Annotated in this window: 11 protein-coding genes and 4 pseudogenes; 6 read left to right on the top strand and 9 right to left on the bottom strand. The window is 57.8% G+C overall.

The features are described from left to right. Nucleotides 1–75 precede the first annotated feature (75 nt). A complete protein-coding gene (locus CI15_RS20325; RefSeq protein ID WP_062130247.1) occupies nt 76–948 on the top strand; it encodes a helix-turn-helix domain-containing protein in 873 nt (290 codons plus the stop codon). Between the two features lie 198 nt (nt 949–1,146). Here the strand turns inward: CI15_RS20325 and CI15_RS20320 are convergent, their stop codons facing one another. The 6 genes and pseudogenes from CI15_RS20320 to CI15_RS38265 form a co-directional block, all read right to left on the bottom strand. Next, nucleotides 1,147–2,016, bottom strand: coding sequence for a glycosyltransferase family 25 protein (locus CI15_RS20320; protein WP_062130245.1), 870 nt, complete (start codon nt 2,014–2,016; stop codon nt 1,147–1,149). Nucleotides 2,017–2,492: 476 nt separating this feature from the next. Continuing rightward, nucleotides 2,493–2,690 carry a hypothetical protein gene (locus CI15_RS20315; RefSeq protein ID WP_062130243.1) on the bottom strand — a complete coding sequence of 66 codons (198 nt, stop codon included), beginning with the start codon at nt 2,688–2,690 and terminating at the stop codon, nt 2,493–2,495. A 211-nt stretch (nt 2,691–2,901) separates the two neighbouring features. Further along, nucleotides 2,902–4,707 carry an OmpA family protein gene (locus tag CI15_RS36145; protein WP_082814251.1) on the bottom strand — a complete coding sequence of 602 codons (1,806 nt, stop codon included), beginning with the start codon at nt 4,705–4,707 and terminating at the stop codon, nt 2,902–2,904. 193 nt (nt 4,708–4,900) lie between these two features. Further along, nucleotides 4,901–8,041 (bottom strand): annotated as a pseudogene (tssM, locus tag CI15_RS20300) (type VI secretion system membrane subunit TssM); the annotation flags it as partial. Further along, nucleotides 8,038–9,687 (bottom strand): annotated as a pseudogene (locus tag CI15_RS38270) (OmpA family protein); the annotation flags it as partial. The pseudogenes CI15_RS38270 and tssM, both read right to left, overlap by 4 nt. Nucleotides 9,688–9,912: 225 nt before the next feature. Continuing rightward, nucleotides 9,913–10,638: pseudogene (locus CI15_RS38265) on the bottom strand (ESPR-type extended signal peptide-containing protein); the annotation flags it as partial. 1,191 nt (nt 10,639–11,829) lie between these two features. Here CI15_RS38265 and CI15_RS20285 point away from each other — a divergent pair. Continuing rightward, on the top strand, nt 11,830–12,624 hold the full coding sequence (locus tag CI15_RS20285) for an FkbM family methyltransferase (RefSeq protein ID WP_062130238.1): 795 nt from the start codon (nt 11,830–11,832) through the stop codon (nt 12,622–12,624). Nucleotides 12,625–13,262: 638 nt separating this feature from the next. Continuing rightward, nucleotides 13,263–14,720, top strand: coding sequence for a glycosyltransferase family protein (locus CI15_RS20280; RefSeq protein ID WP_062130236.1), 1,458 nt, complete (start codon nt 13,263–13,265; stop codon nt 14,718–14,720). 146 nt (nt 14,721–14,866) lie between these two features. On the opposite strand, the gene CI15_RS20275 is transcribed toward CI15_RS20280, so the two are convergent. After that, nucleotides 14,867–15,199: a hypothetical protein gene (locus tag CI15_RS20275; RefSeq protein WP_153041154.1), complete on the bottom strand. Its 333-nt coding sequence runs from the start codon at nt 15,197–15,199 to the stop codon at nt 14,867–14,869. 344 nt (nt 15,200–15,543) lie between these two features. On the opposite strand from CI15_RS20275, the gene CI15_RS20270 reads away from it, so the two are divergent. Next, nucleotides 15,544–16,347, top strand: a complete 804-nt coding sequence (locus CI15_RS20270; RefSeq protein WP_062130232.1) for an EAL domain-containing protein — start codon at nt 15,544–15,546, stop codon at nt 16,345–16,347. 244 nt (nt 16,348–16,591) lie between these two features. Here CI15_RS20270 and CI15_RS20265 read toward each other — a convergent pair whose 3' ends face one another. Beyond that, the gene (locus CI15_RS20265; RefSeq protein ID WP_062130230.1) at nt 16,592–16,846 is read right to left on the bottom strand and encodes a hypothetical protein; all 255 of its coding nucleotides are present in this window, start codon (nt 16,844–16,846) and stop codon (nt 16,592–16,594) included. A 741-nt stretch (nt 16,847–17,587) separates the two neighbouring features. Between CI15_RS20265 and CI15_RS20260 the strand changes: the two genes are divergently transcribed. Then, complete coding sequence (locus tag CI15_RS20260; RefSeq protein ID WP_153041153.1) at nt 17,588–17,902, top strand: hypothetical protein; 315 nt, start codon at nt 17,588–17,590, stop codon at nt 17,900–17,902. Nucleotides 17,903–18,494: 592 nt separating this feature from the next. Here the strand turns inward: CI15_RS20260 and CI15_RS37745 are convergent. Beyond that, nucleotides 18,495–18,821, bottom strand: a pseudogene (locus CI15_RS37745) (transposase); the annotation flags it as partial. Between the two features lie 609 nt (nt 18,822–19,430). Here CI15_RS37745 and CI15_RS20255 point away from each other — a divergent pair. Further along, the gene (locus tag CI15_RS20255) at nt 19,431–20,147 is read left to right on the top strand and encodes a DUF2968 domain-containing protein (RefSeq protein WP_062130225.1); all 717 of its coding nucleotides are present in this window, start codon (nt 19,431–19,433) and stop codon (nt 20,145–20,147) included. Nucleotides 20,148–20,265: the final 118 nt, after the last annotated feature.

The raw sequence follows: 20,265 nt of genomic DNA, 5'->3' as shown, positions 1-20,265 counted from the left end.
GGTAAGGCAAATTTCAGCGTTAAAATTGTACTTTTCAAATGTCCGCCAAAAGTCGCCCAGGACATCGGCAAGCAAATGGATCGCTCGACCCTTCACAACATTCCCGTCTTCAAATTGTATGGCGAACGCGGAGAATGGCGAACGCCTGACCTGCTGCATTGCGAATCGATTCCCGAGCGCAGCAGCCTGCACGACTGGGAGATTCGGCGACATCGGCACGCTGATCTGACGCAACTGCTGTATGTGCGGAAAGGAACCGCGTTGCTGGAGGTCGAGGGTGAGCAGACGCAGATCGACCGCCCGTCAATTCAGGTTGTGCCGCCCATGTGCGTGCACGGGTTTCAGTTCAGTCCGGACGTCGACGGGTTCGTCATTACGATCGCGGCACCGCTAATTGGCTGGTTGCAGGAGCAAGGTGACGACAAACGGTCAATCTTGCAGCGACCGAGTTGCCATGCTGTGGGGACGGACACATCCTGGCTGGACACACTCTGTGCAACGCTCAACCAGGAGTACGCGAACCCGGCGCCGTCACGTGACCTTCTTCTGCGCTCACTTGTTGGCGCGCTGGTGGTATGGATCGTAAGACGGGACGAAGAGCTCCACGTCGCCGGAGAGCGCCCGGATCGCGGCCAGAGCTATCTGTCGGCTTTCTCGAAACTGATCGAAGAGCACTACCGCGAACATCTTCCAATGAGTCGCTACGCGGCACTGCTAGGTGTCACACCGGTCTATCTGAATACGCTATGCCAGCGACTCACGGATCAAAGTGCTCTCTCGATCGTGCATCAGAGGCTGCTCCTCGAGGCTAAGCGCAACCTCGTCTACACCACGCTAAACGTGAGCCAGATTGCCGATCTGCTCGGCTTCTCCGAGCCTACCTATTTCAATCGATTCTTCAAGCGGTTGACGGGAAAGACTCCGAACCGCTTCCGGACAGGAAAGTAGACAACTGTCCCGTTCGTCTATTCGTACAGCGGCGCGGCAAGCCGCCGTCGACATACGCTCGATACGACCCGCGGAAGCCGGGCGACACGGCGACTTCTCCTAAATGGGGACCCGCGTTGGATCAATATGCCTCTTCATGGGAGGTGGGCAGTCGCAAGGCCCGCGCAACGCTTACAGCTAAACCATCAAAACTACATCTTAGAACTTTTCCCGAAACGTCTCGTACACCTGCATTCCAAGCCGATATGCCAATGAAGATGGACGTTCAATCTTGCTTGACTCTAGCGCTTGCAGGTCAAGTGCCACCTTCCCCGCAAATAGAAGGCGTCGCAGGACATTAATTCGCAAATGTTCATCCAAATCTACCGTTTGCGATACATCCTCATTGGTGGTGATCGTTGATTGAATATTGAATCGTGGTGTCGCCAGGAATGGAACGAACAGGCTGCATGTTAAGTCGCCGGTCTCGATCCAACGGCGATACAACGTATCAATCGCTACAAACTCCTCTTCACGAACACTATCAATCAAGCGCAACAACGTACTTTTCCCATGCGGCGTTACCACGTACGCTGCAGAACAATAAGCATAGGTTCCTTTCGCATCGATTATATCGACCCCGGAAAAGTGACGATCGTCATCGTCACCATCCAAGCTGTCGATCCTTCTTTTAAGGTGCCTTTCCGCCGATGCAAGCAACAATGGGGCTTTAAGCCAGTACATCGCGCAATCAAGGAATACGATGTCAGTAGTGGGCGCTTGCTCAACAAGACCTTGCAAGTTCTCTTTCGTGATCGTCGAGGAAAAATCTCGAAAAATTTCCACATCATCTTCAAATATAATTGTCGCCGAATCGGGATCGGCATGTCGAATGATCAGTTCGTGTGACTTGCGGCACGCCCAAACATTGTTTTTTAGTTGTTCTTCGGATGGGCCCACTGCCTTTCCATCAACTGCTGTAAAGCGCTGAATCCAGCTGGTCAAACCGAGCTGATCAAGTTGCAGATCAAAAAGCTGCCGGCGGTCAATGGACCGATCGAGATTAATATAATATCCGTCAATCCGCATATGCTCGCATACGAGAGGGTTCAGATGCAGCCGTTTCCGGCTCTACTGTCGACGTATTCGTCGACTAAGCGCCGAGGTCCGACTATCACGGCGCGACAGGCATACCATCATCCTCCCCCTAGCACCAGCGCCCTTTTCGTTTCGCTCTGACAAGGACATAGTGAAATGCATCACCCGACATCAACGCAACCAGGCGCATGATTCTCACCCCTTGCACTCCCGTTACGATTGTCGGATTTGACGCGACTTTTGCTTCCATCGCGTCAAGTCGATGATGCAGTTCGGAGATTGCCTTCGCTTCTAACTCACTCATTATGACCTACCCACAATATCACCGAAATTTCTCACAGAGTATCCAACTTCGTGACGCGAAAATCAGCGTATGTGCGACGGAACTCTATCGAGTCGAGGAAAAAGGTAATTCTTCATTTACCACAGCGAGGGGCCGCTTGATCGACACCCTACGCGTGCACCACTCAGAACACTGGGTGATTGTGGAACGCAGTCCCGCAATTGAGTCGCGCCTCGCCTAACACGCGATGGGCCTCGCGATGCACAGCCAGCACGCCAAAGGATCGCTCGTCGAGACCGCTAGCTCGCGCGGCCATCTTGAATGCGGCGTAATCTTCCAATTGGAACGACAGCGTCACTTGAACCTGATTCGGGGTTGTCATTGATAGCTCCAAGCTTGTTTGGGTGCTCGTCATGTTCTGGATTGAGTACCTGCAACTGAATGTAACCGGATGCCAGCGCCCGAGTTGCCAAGAATTGTGACATCGAAAGAGCTCGGATCCTGGAAGGTCGCTCCGCTCGAATGGTCAATTGAGGATGTCGATAAATAGAAGACCCACTACCGCTGCTACTGCTCAGAGTTCCCAACCAGTTCTAACCGGCTTCCTGCTTTGCCACAGCGAATTCGATGCGGCGATTCGCAAAGCGCCCACCTGCCGTCGCATTGCTTGCAACCGGACTTGTCGCACCGTAACCTCGCGCCCTCAGCAAGTTCGGCTTCACCCCCTCCCCGATCAGAAAATCGCGAACCGATTCGGCGCGCTTTTGCGAAAGCTGCAAATTGGCCTGCGCATCCCCGACGTTGTCGGAAAACGCGCTGATATCAAGAGCCACAGGATGGTCGTCGTCGGAACATGCCTTGAGCAGTTGCGCGGACTCGGAAAGGTTTTCTTTGGCGGAGGAAGGAATATGTCCACTGGATGCCGCGAAGTCCACGACCTGCAGGTTCAGTACTCTGGCGACATCCGGACCGACGCACGCGCCGCCGGTATCCAGCATCCTCGCCATCGCGCTCAGGAACGCTTGCGTTGCGAGATCGACGGCCTTATCGCTACTGAACTGGCCGATGACCCAGGATGGCCCGAACAGATCGTGCAGGCGCTTTTGCCAGCCAAGGGACGCGTTCGCGGCCGCGCCGCCTAGCTCGACACGCCCTCCGTCTATTCCGACCTCAGCGCGTGGCAGAGCCATCAGCGACAAGAGTTCGTCGATGTACGCCAGCCAATCTGCTGAGCGCAGGCTCGTGTCAACTTGCAGATTGGCGACGAAACCGCGCGCGCCAAACCTTCGAGTCAACGCATCGACTAGCGCCTGCCGCTCCGCATCGCTACTGAGCGTACCGGTCAACGAAGGTATACCGGCTAGATTGACATTAAAAGCAAGCTTTCCACTTCTCATGGAAATACTTGCCGCAGGGCTCGATGCTGCGCCGAAGATTCGATTTTCCGCCGCGGCAGATGCGACGCTTCCTGGCTCCGCCTCCGAAGCGGCCGCACCGTCCGGCGGCGCCTGCAAACGCGAATTCGGCTCAGCGACAACGCCAGAAACCGCCGACGCGGTTGCAGGCGTGACAAGCCCGATGGGCGAACTGTTTGATGATACGGCCGATACCGGATTGATTAAATTTCCGAAGTAATGGGCGTACGCGAAAACTCCCGTCAGTACGGTTGCCAGCACCCCAAACAGAAGCCATATCCCCCAGCGCGTTGAGCGCGTTCTTTCCACCGGTGAGCCGCCTGCATGCGCGGTGACAGGGATTGAAGGAGTGGGTGCGCTTTGACCTCTAAATACCGGCTGAGTTGTATTCGACGTGGCCGACTCGAGGCGCGCTGCAATCGACCTGGTGAAATTGCCGGCATTTTCAAATCCGACCGATTCGGCAGCGCGGTCCGTCAAACTCTTCGATATGTTCGGCAATTGGCTCCCGAGCAGTGCGGGCAACCCGTCCACGGTACCCTGTTCGAGCAGAACGTGATGTTTGAGTACGCCAAACAACACCGCACTCACCAGCGCGGTCATCACATGGGCCGCCTGAGGCGGTATGCCTGTTTGCGTCGATATCGGTTCACTCGCCACGGCGATACGCCTGCCGGTAGCGCGCAAGGTGAGTGATTCTCCTATTGTTTCAAGGTCTTTAATGGTCGACGCGGCACGGCACAGACTCAAGAACTGCTGGTCGATACGTGCATTCGACTCAGGCGACATGATGGCGGAGAACACCGCCTTCGTACCGTTGGACATCACCGCTTCTGCCATAAGTGACGCGATCAGCGCAGAACTCGAGTGAGCAACGACCCCACCGAGTATCTCCGATGAGAGGCCTATCTGCTCCGCAAGACACTGTCGGCTCGTTTCGGAAAATATGGCTTCAACTGATCTGGAAATATCGACGCTCTTCATATCTGTTCTCGTGAAATTGCAGCGTATCGGCGCATTTTCCTTCGTTCACCAGAACGTCACTGCCTGGATGATTTGCCAAGGAAATTCTATCGACGTAAGACGGATCTTTTTTTGCGGAAGGTAAACGCTTTTACCGAGGCTGTGAAGCACGCTTTGAGGCATTCTGGATAAGTGATGTAAATCCGCAAAACTTGAACGACTGCAGGATGGCGATGCGAAGACGCCCCGAATCGTCGAGCGCTGCGCCGCGGATGCGATCGGCGGTCTCGTATGAATTGAGGACCGACTGGCTGACCATCCCGGTCGGACCACCGTTGGAGCGCAACGCCTGCCACGGCTTCACCGATGTATCGACGTAGGCGGCGAGATGGTCGCGGAAATAAGTCGCCATCAGCCCCTGTGAACTGAAGAGCCGTTCGAAATCCTCGACGCCCGCGTCTGCCCGCGCGTTGCGGCGAAACGGATAGCGGCTCGTGAAGCCCTGATCGCAGACCATCTTCGTCGCGCCTGCCGCGCCGCGATTGAGGAGCGCACCCGTCTCGCGCGTTGACATCGTGCTGCCGTTGCTGACGAGGTCGAGCATGATTCCCCGCACGGGCTCCGGCTGACGGGCGGCTGTTTCCTTCAGTTGGGCGAACGCATCGTATTGAGCGGGCAGAACCTGCCCCGCGAGCAGCGCGCCATTGACGAGCCCGAGCTGTCGGTAGATCGGCTCGAACAGCCGCGAAAGCGGATTACTCGCGCTCGCGCTGTTGCGGTTGAGCTCCGCGGCAAGCTGGCGAATCGGCTGGAAGTGTTCCTCGACGACGTGCTCGGGCAAGATCACGGTCCGATAGTGCTGGCCGTTCAGCTCACCATCGATCTGTCGCCGCCCTTCTTCGAGACGGTATTTCTGACGGTCGATCCAGCTATCGATGTTGCCTTCGTCGCCCGAACCCGTCAGCGTCGTCTCGCGCCCCGCGAAACGCAGCAGGTTGGCGAGTGGCGATTGCGCCTCCATCATCGCCGCGGCGAGCTGCGACGCGTCGTCAAGGCCTGTGACGCTGCGCACCGTCACGTCGTTCAGGAAGTTCTGCCACGCGGCGATGTAGTCCTGCAGGAACTGGTCGCGCGCGGAATCGGCAAGCTTCTGCACGAGTTCGTCGATCTCGAAACTGTTGCCCGAAAACGTTTCGTCGCGCAGCACCCAGCTTTCCTCTTCGAGCATCGCGCGTGCGCTCTTCAGGAGCCGCGGCGTGAACACGTCGGCGTAACCGGCTCGCGTGAACCAGCCCGACACCGCGGTGTCGGTGGCGGGCACGTTGCTGCGCATGCGCAGACTCATCGCCGCTTCAAAGCCCGCCGCGCGTGACAGCGAGATGTCGTTGACCCGCGCCGGCAGTCCCTGTGAGCGGATGTCCTGCAGCACGCGCGTGACGAGCGGAATCTGCGCGGCCTTCGCGCGCGCCGAACGCACGAGGTTTTCATCTGCCGGGGTCGCCGGCAGATCCCGCAACGAGATCAGCGTGTGTACGTGCTTGAGCAGCGCACTGCGGTCGTCGGCCGAATACTGGCCGCCCGATAGCGCCTCCCAGCGGCCATCGAGCCAGCGAACGACATCGTCGGGCGAGCGGCGATTCGGGCGGCAAAGCATCAGGTAGACCTTCAACGTCTGGTAGATGTCGCCCCCGTCGCCGTTGACCTGCGACACGAGCGTGCGCCTCACTTCGTTGTACAGCTCGGGCATCAGCATTTTCTGCAGATGCCGGTGATAGGTCGCGCTTGCGGTCTCAGCGACGAACCCGTGCTCGAGGTAAGGCGTCACCATCCCCTCCGCGGCGCCCTCGGCCTGGAGTTGCGCGTAGCGCATCTGGTTCGAGATCTCGATGAGAGGCGAGCCCCCGTCCGCACCGTAAGCGCTCTGCGCCTGCGCTAGCCGTTTCGCTTCGGTGAATTGCGCCTCCACACCATCGAGGTAGTCGCGCTCGGCCAGGTAGCCACAGCCAAGCCAAACGAGCAGCCCGAGCACGGCAAGCGGCACCGCCGACCAGCGCAGCACGTCGCCGAGGCGGCCGCGCCACGCCTTCGGACCACTCGGCCGCGCCGCGTCGCGTTCCAGTACGGCTTGCCGGATGAGCGGCGTCCACAGCTCGTTCAGCGGCCGCGACGACACAGGCAGAGGTGACGCACCGGCGCCCGACATGGCCGGAATCGGCTCCGCGAGCGCGGCCATCGAGCCCAGCCAGATGCCGCGCAGCCGCGCGGACGGCCGCGCGTCGCCAGGCACGAGCGCGACATGCAGCCACGCGACAAGCGCCTTGTGCAGACGGCTCAGTGCCTCGACGAAATGCAGTTGCGCATGGTTCATCGACACATCGGTCGCTGCGGGCGCCGAGTACAGCACCTGCTGCTGAACCCGCTCCTGCAGCGCCTGCAATTCGTGCTGCCAGGCCGTGTCGGCGTGAGCCGCATCGGTCTGCTTGTCGTCGTGGGGCAATGAAAAGCCGACACCCTTAGCCCACTTCGACCCGTCAAGCAGCGACAGCGTGGACACCGCACCATCGAGCCGGTCGAGCCCGTTCAGCGCGACGTAGACCTGGACCTGCTGGCCAAATGCGTCGCGCAGGTCGTCGAGCCGCGCGCGCGCCGCTTCAGCGAGCCCCTTGCGGGTGTCGAGTGGCGCGTCGGCCATGGCGGCGCTGTCGACGCACAGCAAGATGCCGCTGATGGGTGCGTCCCTGCGCAGCCGTCGGATTCCGTGCAGCAGCTTGCGCCATCCGCCGAGCTCGACCTCGTCGATGCCTGGGCGCAGGCTCCAACGGCCACCGATCTCGATCCATACCGCGTCGCGCGCGATTCGAAAGCTGAAGTCATCGCCGCGCGAATACGTGGCGTCGGCGCCGGCTACGCTATCCTGCTGCGGGCCGGACATGCCGACCGCCTTCGAGACGAGGCTGGTCTTGCCGCTGCCCTCCGGGCCAAGCACCAGGTACCACGGCAGCATCGTGCGATGTTCGCGCGTGAGCGCACCGGCCCAGTGTTTCCAGCGGCTGCGCGGCTCTTTGCGCCAGCGCTCCTTCAGTTGCCGGTCGAGCTCACGCAGATGCCTGTCGACGAAATCGAGCGGCTTCGCCTTTGGCGCGACCTTCACCTGCCGCGGACTCATCGCGAGACGCGCCCACAGCCGCGCGAGCGTCGGCCAGAAGCCCCATATCAGCACGAGCGCGACGAGTACCTCGCGCACCCAGACAGCGCCGAGCGGATGATAGATCCCGAACGCGAAGAGCGGCCCGACCCACCAGATCAGGATCGCGATCAGGATCGCCGCGGTCATTCTCAAAGTCGTGCGGATCATGGCTGATTACCCTCCGTCGCCGAGCCCGGCGCTTGCCGTTCGGGTGCGATCTCGACGCCTTCCGGCATCGCGGGGTACGCCGCCGCTTCGGTGGGCGACACCGGTTTGCGCAGATTCACATCGCGGTCGTGGCGCGGCGCGCCGCTGGGAATCACCTTCCAGAGCACGTCGACGCGACGGTTGCGCTCGTAGGCGTCAGGCGTCTGCGCGGTATCGATCGGCTGCGAGTCGCCGCGTCCCGAGTACTCGATGTTTCGCTGCACCGCGTTCTGCGGCGCGCGCTCACCGCCTGGCAGCGCAGTCCGGCGCAACTCGTCGGCGACCGTGCGCGCCCGCGCTTCCGAGAGCGCCTGGTTGTTCGGGAATTCGCCGGTGCGGATCGGCTGCCGGTCCGTGTGGCCAATCACTTCGAGATCGCCTTGCCACGGCGCGAACGCGAGCCCCAACCGCTCGATGTTGTTGACGAAGTCGGGTCGCACGCTCGCCTTGCCGACGTCGAACGCGCCGTCGGTCTTGAACACCAGCAGCCAGCCTTGCGGATGCTTGTACGCGGTGAGCCATCCCTCGGTCAGGAGCTGCGGCAGCGGCGGCGGCAGCGTCTCGGCCAGATTGATCGTGCGCGTCGGCGGCATCCACGCGGCGAGCGCATTGCGGATCGGCCGGCCCTGCGAGTCGAGTCCCAGGCTGATTGCGCCGTATGCGAGCACGAGCACGCCGAGCGCGGCCGCCGCCAGACCCGTCGACAGTGACGAGATGCCCGTGGACGCCGAGGCCGACAGCGAACTCAGACCTGTCGAGAGAGACGAGATACCTGTGGATGCCGAGGTCGACAGCGAACTCACAGTGCTGTTGGTCGTGCTCAGACCTGTCGACAGCGAACTCACCGCACTGTTGGTCGTACTCAAGCCCGTCGACAGCGACGAGATGCCCGTGGATGCCGAGGTCGACAGCGAGCTCAGACCCGTCGACAGCGACGAGATACCCGTGGACGTCGAGGTCGACAGCGAACTCACCGCACTGTTGGTCGTGCTCAGCCCCGTCGACAGCGACGAGATACCCGTGGACGCCGAGGTCGACAGCGAACTCACCGAACTATTGGTCGTGCTCAGGCCCGTCGACAGCGACGAGATGCCTGTGGATGCCGAGGTCGACAGCGAACTCACCGCACTGTTGGTCGTGCTCAGACCGGTTGACAATGAGTTCAGTCCCGTCGACGTCGAAGTGGACAGTGAAGTGAGGTTAGAGCCTACCGTACTTGCGACCGAATACAACTGGCTGCCGTTGACCGCATCGGTACTGGACGCACCGACAAGCCCAGCAGCGACGTTCTGTATGCGTCGCTCGGACCCCGGACTACCGACACTGACGACACCAGCAGAACCGCTAGTTCCCGAAAACGACCCATACGTTGTACTGCCAATCGTCACGCTGGTGATAGTGCCGGTGCCGCCCGTGGCTGCCGACGCACCACCGATCGTAGACGCGCCATTGCCGAGTGCGACCGAGCCCGCGACGTTCGCTATCGACGCCCCCCCTATCGCTATGGCGCCGGACGCCGACGATGAGGCAGTCGCCCCAAACGCAATCGCATATGAATTTGTAGCAAAGGCCGAGACTCCGATTGCTACAGCGCTGGCGCCACTAGCCGTAGCGGCATAGCCAACAGCCGTGGCAACCGTCGCTGACGCGGTAGCATAAGATCCCAGCGCCTCTGCCCCCGCCCCGAGGGCACGTGCAGATTGCCCCAAAGCCTCTGCATAAGCCCCGCTGGCAGTGGACGAGATGCCCAGAGCCGTTGAACTCAGCCCGCCCGCATTGGCCAAGACGCCAAGAGCCGTTGAAGAACCTCCGGCAGCAGCAGCACTTTGCCCCAAAGCGACTGAATTATCCTGGCTGGCAATAGCACTGGTACCAACGGCAGTTGAATTCACCCCGCTCGCAGTGGAGTAGGCTCCGACTGCTACAGCGTAGTCGGCATTAGCCGTGCTACCACTGCCAAGAGCCGTTGCATTAGTTCCTGCGGCAGTAGCTGAAGAGCCAACAGCCGTGGTATGCGAGCCACCGGCGCTAGAATAAGACCCCAAAGCCGATGCATTATCGCCCAAGGCTTTTGCAGTTTGCCCCAAAGCCACTGAATAATACCCGCTGGCAGTAGTACTGGCGCCAATAGCATCGTCACTCGTCCCGTTCGCGTTGGCCGCATTTCCGATTGCAATATTGTAGGAGCTAGCAGCAATAGCACCTTCCCCCAAAGCCGTTGAACTACCCCCAGAGGCAGTAGCACCTTGCCCCAAAGCCGTTGCATTACCCGCAGAGGCAATAGCACCTTGCCCCACAGCCGTTGTATTACTCGCAGCGGCAGAAGCATTGTTCCCAACAGCCGTTGTACCACCCGCGCTGGCGACCGCGCCGGAAGAGCCCGGGGCAATGTACTGCGCGTGCGCAATATGCACATGCGCACCTAAAGCCGCTACAGCCAAGGTGGCAACATGAACCACCTTCGATTTCTTGGGCTTGCCTCGGGCGGAGTCAAGTTCCGACACCGCGACCCATGCACCCAGTGATTCATTCCAGACCGATCGGTACGTCTTGTTCATTTCTTATCCTCACGCTATTCACTCACCCGATCGTTCACAAATGCTTTGATCTGGCTTCACTGCGGCTTAAACAGAAAAATACGATCGCGGTCCAAACTCCATTGCTCGAAAATTCGTCATCGAATTTACCGACCGGGATTCGCCTACCAGGGAGAATATCGATAGCCTTATCTCGTATTTGCGAATCTTTGTGACATGCCATCGACTCTTTCTGCATCGGCACACGCGGCACCCCGCCCTCTGCTTCCACCCGCTTGCCTGGAGGCACATTGCGATTTCAATCCGGGTAGCACAAATAGCCCCTCAAACTCCGACCTCCGCACGCCGACAGAAGTCAGATCCGGATGCTCGGAACAAGGAATGCCGGAGACCATCCACTGACAAATCAGTGAATTTCCGAAATTTGCGCGCATCTAATGAGTGAAGGAAAAGAAACCCCGTCGAATCTTATGAAACCACTTAGGTACAGCCCCGAACGCTGGAAGATTTGTTATGAGCGCGCATGTATATCAAACGGAACATGTTGAAGCCACACCATTTCTTCTTGATTGACTAATTCGACACACTGCGTGAAAAACATCGTAAAAGTTCACGAATATTCACAACTATTGGCCACCATATGATTAGCATCGCGCTGCAAACCGCAGTCACGAGGTCTGCTCCGCGCATCTGAACTGGCGCTTCGCGATATGGGTCGACGATTCCCATAAAACATTTAGTTGTTACCGACCAGCCTGGCGTGGCGTCTGAGGAGTTCGTGCATCATAGAAACGCGCTCATCCGGGGAAATTCATCCCGTTACACTACTTCCCAGTTCTCGCCACCCTATTCAATACGATCTGTAGTGAGGCTGGCTTTGATGAAGCGATGCTGTTGCCAGCTGCAAATCGAGCTCACTGATGCCATCGGTGTCAATTCGATCGAAGAGATTGCGCCGGCCGCAGTAGACTCCATTACAGCGTCCGTCGTGGCCGTGACCATCCACGCCTTCACAGGGCTTTTGGCACTTGCCAGTCAGCATTGGGCTAGAGGCAGACACGCAGAAGTTGGACCGCGACTTCATGCATGAGATTCAAGAAAATGAGAGTTCAAGGATCATGTTCGAAGCGCTCGTTTAGCTCGGGCGCAGCCCGTGAAAGCTAGCACCATTTAAGGTGTTGCTCCCCTAGCAATCCTGATTCAATCAACGATATGTCTTCTGCGAATCCCCATGAGTTTCCCGGCTACGCGATCCAGTTGGAGAGCAATCGCGGAAAATTCACAATGTTGCGCGGCGACGCTCATCAACCGAAAGCAATCCTGCAAACCGGAAAACTGCACATTGACGCCGAGCTGTCTAACCTGCTAACCATCGTAGGACAACTCGACAATGGAGCGTGCATGCTCGACGTAGGCGCAAACGTCGGGATGGTGGCTATTCCTTGTGCCTCGCTTCTTGCATCCAAGGGAGGGTCAGTGATCGCCTTTGAGGCTCAGCGTATTGTCTTCTACATGCTGGCCGCGAACTGCGTCGCGAATAATCTATTGAACTTGCACTGCTACCATCTGGCTGCATCGGATTCGTCTACCGTTCTTCAAATCCCCTCGGTCGTCTACACCGAAGCTCGCGATTTCGGCATGATTCAATTTGGCCACGCTGCTGATCTGGACCAGCCAAACAACCCCTTGGGCGCACTCGTTGGCAAGGAGTCGGTCAAGGCTATTCCAATTGATGCCCTGGAGTTGACACGCGTCGATCTAATCAAAATCGACGTCGAAGGTATGGAATTACGTGTGCTAGAAGGCGCAAAACACACCCTTGCAACTCATCGCCCGATTCTTTGGATCGAGTACTGGCTCGACAAGGAAAACATTTGCAATGAACTCCACCGGCTCGGCTACGAACTGTGGTTCATGGACGATCTAAACATGCTGTGCGTCGCTCGCGAAAAGCTCGGTCAGTTTCGCTGCACTGTCAATGCGCCAAGATACGAACCCGCTGCTTAGATACGCTTTCTTTTGCGATTGCGTTCTATTGCCGGCCGCGTGTGGCTGCTGTTAGCAATTGAATAGTGCGCAACTCCGTTATTGTCTGATCTATAGTCGCGCAGCATGTTGACGTCACCGTAATGGGGGACGTCAACATGTCAATGAAACGAGAGAATTGTCGGTGAACTATGAGGACGCTCGCGACTAATGTCACTCGCACGTTCCCGATCTAGACCTGCACTGGCCATGCGCGCGCGAATCGTACTGCTGCGCGTGACAACGAGTCCCACAGGGCAATCGCGCAGCGCGCAACTCACACATGCCGAGAAACGCCAGTGCCAGCCGCTCAAGCGTATGTCACCCTTATTGCCGATGGGTTCGCAGTAGGTCGATAGATATTGCCGTGCTCGAATGTTTCTGCATTTGTTCACCGAACACCAGACGATTCCGCCCGTCTTTCTCGACACAAATCGCCAACGATTTTCAGACCAAGGAAAGCGCATTCCCCGAGACTATGAAGCACGGCTTCTAGTCTGGTGACCTCACATAGCGCGCGAAAGTTGACAGAAATTCCGTGCCTTCCCTGTCACAATCACGCACAGTCATCTAGCCGCTAGCTATGCACGGGGTACGGCACATCACATGTTTTTCGAGTCATGGAATTGAAAGATCTGACAACGACTGCTGAATTGACACGGAAATTGCGTACTGCGCAAACCAGGCACGAAAAGAACCCGTACGATCTATCGAATGTGAGCGAAATCTGTCAAACGCTGATTGCGCTCAAACTCGAGGAAAAGCTGCTTCCATGGGCAGAACATGCACTGGCGCTCAACCCGAATGCCCCCTATTTTGTTGCGCTACGCGCTTTGGCGCTAAACCTGCTGGGGCGTCATGCGGAGGCCGCAGATGCATGGACTCGTGACCCATCGCTATTGACCGAGCCGGCGGTCTATTTGTTACGGCGCGGTTATAGCCTGATGATGGCCGGCGAGTTCACCCGAGCAATCACGCTGCTGGACGAGGCCGGGCGGATGGCGGCATCGGGCAACGCAGGGTTCCTCGCGGCATCGAAACACTTCCTGGGTGAGGCGATGCTCAAAACGGGCGATTCACGAGGCTTTACGCACTGGGAGAGGCGTAACGGGGATTCCAGTTCCACTGGCAACTACCGGCCGGCCGGTATCCCGACGTGGACTAGTGAAACCGGTCTGAACGGCCAGCGTGTGCTGATCACACATCAGTTGGGTTTTGGCGACAACTTTCTGCTGGCTGCCTGTGTGGATGATTGGCTTGATGCCGGCGCCAGCGTAATGCTCACTTGTGACCCTCAGAGCCATGCACTCATGCAGGCATCGCTGCCGCACTGCGAGGTTGTGAGCGCACGGCGTCCAACGCAGTTGCACGAAATATTGCCGGACGAAGTGCAGTCGCATGTAGAGACATTCGCGCCACAACTCCACGCCACGCTGCTACATCTCCCCTTGTTGAAATCCGGGGCGACAATCTCCTCCGGATACCGTTTCCAACCTTATATCCGTCCGCCGCTCTCGAAACAGCAAATTGCAGCCGAGTGGGCACTACATTTACGCGCGCAGCACCCGTGGAAGAAGCTGGTTGGCCTGTTCTGGGACTGCGACCAGCGCCACAGGCCCGAACTGGGCAGCATCGCTCGGTGTTGGGCCACGCGTCGCAGTCTGCCGCTTGACGCGGTCAATTGGCTCGCGGAGAATCCCGCCGTAGCGAATCGAGTACATTTCGTGAATTTGCATCACCCGTTAGTCGAGCCACTCGCCGGCGCACCGGCACGCAACGTTAGCCGCTATCTTCCCGGTATCCAGCATTTTGACGACACCGCCGCCTGTATCGAGCAACTGGATGCGGTGATCGCGGTGGATTCGGGAGTTGCTAATCTTGCCGCGATGATGGGCACACCGACTTGTGTGCCAGTCAATACATCGGGAGACTGGCGATGGGGTAGCGAAGGAACTACCAGCCCGTGGATCAACGGCGTGACCGTGCTACGGCAGACTCGCGAAGGTGATTGGGATCCCGTCGTAAGGGACATTGCTTCGTGGTTGCAAGCCACTTCTTCACCGCGCGCCGTCAGCTAACCAGCCCCACATAACATAAGCGATGTACAGCCAGGGCGTGTTCACACTACCCAAGCCTATCAACGATGAGCGCGAAATCGATGAAGGCGATGTATGGGGGTAATGCCACCTATGGACCGACTTATCCGCAAGTCAACGTGAGGCATTCAAACAAGCATGCAATTGGCTGTCGCGCCGATCCAGATGCCACTCACCACACCAACGACGCGCCCCAGCAGCATTGCACGTATATCTTCGTCCCGGATGAACACGCTACGCCGAGACCGAAATACCGTTTTCAGCAGCAATGGCCTCGGCAGAAGCAAACAGCACGCCGCCGCGGTTTCCAACGCCAGCCGCAGGCCAAAGCCATGATCAATCGATGACATCAACCTCCAATGATCCACCCCCGCCGAGACAAGCCACCCGACGAGAGCACCCAATACCATTCCCGAAGCAAAGCGTTCGGTCGAATACGTTGAAGGCACGATTTTTCCCAAATTCCACATCCCGCTCGCACAAACCCTCTAGCCATCTCACATCCACTAGCATTCGAATGGTAAAAGGCATAGAGAAGCACGGCGTCACGAAAAGTGAACTAAAGGCACGGTGAATGACATTAAACGTATATGAAATTCTATGCGCAATGTTTCATTAATTCAGAATTCACACGAATCTATTGGCTACGATCCGCTTGTCGAGACGGCTTATCGGATCATCTGGAGTAGCAAGCCCGATGGAAGGAAGATGGGCATAACGACATAACTCACACGATCTTGACTTCATGAGGTGGGGTCGATCCACTCGATGTGAGGCTTGCAACACACTTGCAGTCGAGATCGCCATGGAACACATCGCCGCGGATCTATGCAACTCCTGTGCAATCGGAGACGCGGAGCGCGGACTGGACAGACGGGAATTCTTTTTCGTCTTTCAGCCCAAATTGCGGCTGCAGGAATGCCGGTTATCCGGCTTCGAATCGCTGCTACGTTGGCGTCACCCCGTACACGGAGTTCTAACGCCCGCGGCGTTTATCCACTTTGTGGAGAACTCTCCGCTAACCGCGAGGTTCACGGATTTTGTCGTTACGGAAGCCGCTCGAACGCTAGCAGACTGGACCGTCCGCGGACACGAAACCCTTTCGTTGGCTATCAATCTTCCCGCCAGCGAAATTGGCCGTCCCGGATTGGCAAACAAGCTATCCACACTCCTTCGGACCCGCGCACTCAACGCGTCCCGGTTGCAGATCGAACTCACCGAGACCACCGACCCCGGTCCGATTGACGTGCTTGCCTCAGCCATAGCGTCTCTCAGAAAAGCCGGCGTAAGCGTAGCAATCGATGACTTCGGTTCAGGATGCTGGTCGCTTTCCATTCTCCATAAGCTTGGTGTCGACACACTCAAATTGGACCGAACGTTCATGTACGACATACAAGAGAACGCTGATTTGAAAGTGATGGTCGAAACGCTCGTGCAGCTCGGCCAACGCCTTGGAAAGCGGGTTGTTCTCGAAGGCATTGAAACGGCAGCGCAATTCGCTTGGGCGAAGACAATCGGACAGATCGACTGCCAGGGTTACTACATTTCAAAGCCGATTACTGACGAGCAGATTGACAGATTTATCGAGAAAAACGGTATCACTCATTAGCGCGTGGTGCCTGTTTATATATTCTCGATGACCCTGACACCTCGAGGGCATGAGGCAATAATACGTGACGATATCGCACTATCGTGCGGGTGGCCGACCCCAAGGCTTTCGGCGCATATTCCAGTCCGTGCCTGGTGAGAATCGCAATATCGACAGCCTCTGGCACCTGAGCGTTCATTCGCGGCGGTAGTCGCTGCATACCAACCGGTCCGAGATTGGGGAGCGTAACCACTCTTTGCTTACTCTATCTATTGCTTCTCTTCAGTGTCCTTGCAGCGATCGCGTCGAAAAGTTCGACGCGGCTGAAGAACTCGAAGCGCCCCTCCTCGGCGAAAATCTTCAATCGTCCATTCGAGATCTGAATTACGCAATCCTCGCCCCAAGCATCGCGAATCCTATTTAAGAGAGCCTGCTGTTCATCGTCGAAGTAGAACGGCCGTGCCCGATATGCTGCATCATGGACAGCGACCGCGAGAGATGAGAAGGCGTCCGTCCGCATAGGGATACTCCATCATATGACCCGACGACGATCGTCATCTATGACTGTACGACCGGAATATAACGTCGTTGAGACCGCAAAGGAGCGGCCTAATGGGCAATGACTGTCTTTGGAAACACTAGCACGAGAATTAAGTGAAGAAATCCCCACACAAACAGAATCGATAGCGAAAACGTCCCGATGGCGAGCAACATAATCCACCGCTTGCGAAGACGCGATACTCGCCCCGCTTCGGCGATCGGGCGCTTGTATGCCTTCGCATCGGAAAGACCGGGTCGAGTAGTTACTTCTCGTTGCATCTATCGACTCTCCTCGAATAGAAAATTTGCAATACCTTTTGTGCGGCCCACATTCGATTATCAATTAAGTGATTTCTCAATTCCGCGATGACGGAGCCGAACTAGCTCGCGGTAATCGTGTTTAAGCATGTGGGTGGAATTCGAGCCGCCGGGAGTCGCGCAATACCGAGGATCCGCCGGCCCGCTCAGCGGATGCATCTACTGTAGCCGCGCGGGAGGCGCGGGTCTGTCAACGTTTGTGAATCCATCTGGCGACGGGTCGAATCCCACCCGCTCTCAATGCAACAGACAGGTCGCAACAAGGAATCCATGCGAGAACCCTGTCGGCCTCGCGTGTCGATCTGTTAAAGTCAGCCACAAACTCCGTCTTTGTCTATTCCTACTCGTTTTTCTTCGGTAAACCTAATTTTCGTTCCTCACCTTGTCAGAGTCCCTTTTCTAAATGATGCTTCAGGGAGATGTCGACGAAGAAGCAAGTACTTTTATTCAACGAAAAGACTCGATTGCGCGACAATTGTTCACAAAGATCGCCCGCCGCTCAGGTTATGCTCAATGTATCGATCTTCTGATCGGTCAGGGCGGGGGAGCGATCTTTAGAAAGCACTGCCTGCCCACCGAAGCCCCGATGGATCCCCGACTGTCGGGGCTTCACCTTTTTCCCGCACAGCTGGCAAAAGATATGACCACCGCAATCGAGGCCGCCGGCGTCGGCGAACAGATCGCGGCCATCGAGAGGATCGACAGTACTTACCGTTAACGCTCTCTCGGTGCGACCACTTCGTTGTGAGAGTGACGGCGATGTCGACGGTGCCTTCGTAAGGCTGCCGATCTTCCACCAACAATTCGAACTGCTCGAGCGTGCGCGACGAGATCTGTTCTCGCAGCCCAGTGACTCGAGCGTTGCGCTCAAGCAGCAATCCCTTCGGTGGGTCGATGTCGCCGGGCAGCGTGATCGAGCTCGATTCGATGAGGGCCATATAAGACTGCCGACCGTCGTTTGCTCACCTTGCGACCTAAGGTCATCGTAGCTGGCTCCTTCGTGGGCTCCGACGCTACATCGAAGGCGATTACCATCAGCATTTTCGACGACTCTGCAAGGCCGGCGCCGGAACAGACAAGGTGGCCTTCGCGGTTCACTCCCTCTTGGATCGCTGCCGCTATTCGAATACAAAACCTGTAGCTACAAGTGCTCGCCAAACAGGATCGCAAACCGGTTCATGGCTGATTTCCGGTCGAAGGGGGCCTTCACGGACTTCGCCAGCACGTTGCGCGAGGCCAGCCCGAGGCGCTTGATGGCGGCTACGTCGTTGGGGAGTGATCGCGAGTCTTGATGGTCTTGCGCGCATTCTGAGCTCATTGAAAGCCAGATCCACGGCCTTGTTGCTCACTACACCGTCGTCACGGATCTTCACGCGCAGTTCATCGAAAAGCACCACCGGGAACATTGGTTCGGGCGGTCGGCTTCGCCGGGCAAGCGTCCCGGCCACCACCCGGTTCGTGACCCAGCTGATGAAGTCGGGGGAGAAGCCCGTGCCGTAGGTTTTGGCCAGGAACGCCTGGATCCCGCGGACGCTCACCCCACGCGCGTACAGGGCGATGATGCGTTCGTCCGAGCCGGTGAAACTGCGCTTGTGTTTGGGAATCAGGATGAACTCGAAACTGCCATCCCGATCCTGCCCGCGCCCTACCTTGCTATTGAGCTACGCCCCCTTGTCGTGCACGGCCGCCCTGATGGCACGCCTCAGCTCAGCTACCACGAAGTGACACCGCCAAACGAGACTGTGCGTGGTCGACCTCATATCCCTGCTTCGTGACGTGCTTCCATGTACTGCTGCCAATACCACAATCCACTTGCTCATCTCATCCCAGTCTCTTCGATCACCAGCAAAGCTGCCGACTCAGCCGACATTAAGCCGAGGTACATGGCGGACGGAGAACTAGACTCTGAAATGTCACATCAACAAGAAACGTGTTCACAGCCTACCGAGCAGCTGGCGTCGCGGTGAAAACAATTGTGAAATCTACAACTTTGGTGCGTTTTCCACCTGGAGCTACGCCCTGAAAAACCGGAGACGGTCTCGCACTTGCAATAGGGTATTTGCATAAGACTGTGTATGCGACATGCCGAGCCGCGGACGGCCGCGCCCGCGAAACGGGCTGCGCTTGTGCTCGTTGTAAGGCAGAAAACACGCAAATTCCTATCATCGATGTACAGCCCGAAAGCCGCGAAAGTGAGTAATATTGGCCGGGTTCTACTCAAACATGATCCGTTCAGTAGGTAATACATGGACCGAAACGCAAAGCTACGAGAGATTGCTCTGACCGCATGCATCGCATTGGCGCCCCTTCAGGGCGCGAATGCACAGGCTCTGGAGAACACTGGCACCAGCAGCGTAATCGTTTCACAACCGGGTGCGACGAGCGCGTTGCCCGACACATCGCAGACCGGCCAGGCCGAGACCACTGCGCTGACGCCGGATGAAAACCGCCAATCCGCCACTGGCAATGTCGCGGAATTGCAGCAGATGATCCACGGCTCGGATCTGAGCGAACTGCGCACCACCTATAACGGCACGTATGGTGCGAGCCTGATGTTCTACGGCAAGGAGATGACCTACTACGTCGCGCTGTTCCAGCAGAAGAATTTCTGGCGCGTGATCAAGACCCAGGACGTCACGCGCGCCGAGTTCATCTACAAGGATTTCGTGCGCCAGACCGTGCAGCTGTCGGACGTCGAAATCCGTCGCACGCAACTCGAAGCGCAGAAGGCGTTCACGCAACGGCTCGTCGCGTTGTCACAGGACCGCGCGAGCCGGCTGCAGGCCGACCTCGAGATCGCGCGTCAGCAGCAGAGCATCGTCGCGAGCCAGCAGGAGCAGAAGCGCGCCGAGGCAACCGAATTGGCACAGCAGAAGGCCGCCGCGCAGGATCAGTTGCGCGTCGCGCAGCGCCAGGTGCGCGACCTGCAGCGCCAGCTCGATAGCGGCTTGCCACTCCACTGAGCGCGACGGAGTGAGACTTGGCGGATACGGTTTATCTGCATCATCTCATCGACCGGATTGCCCACCATCCCGTCAACCGCATCGGCGAGCTCCTGCCATTGAGCGTCGCGTCGCAGCC

Source organism: Paraburkholderia monticola (genome assembly GCF_001580545.1).
GTDB classification, from domain to species: domain Bacteria; phylum Pseudomonadota; class Gammaproteobacteria; order Burkholderiales; family Burkholderiaceae; genus Paraburkholderia; species Paraburkholderia monticola.
Note: the sequence above shows the minus strand (reverse complement) of the source record. Positions and strands in the feature narration are given on the sequence as shown.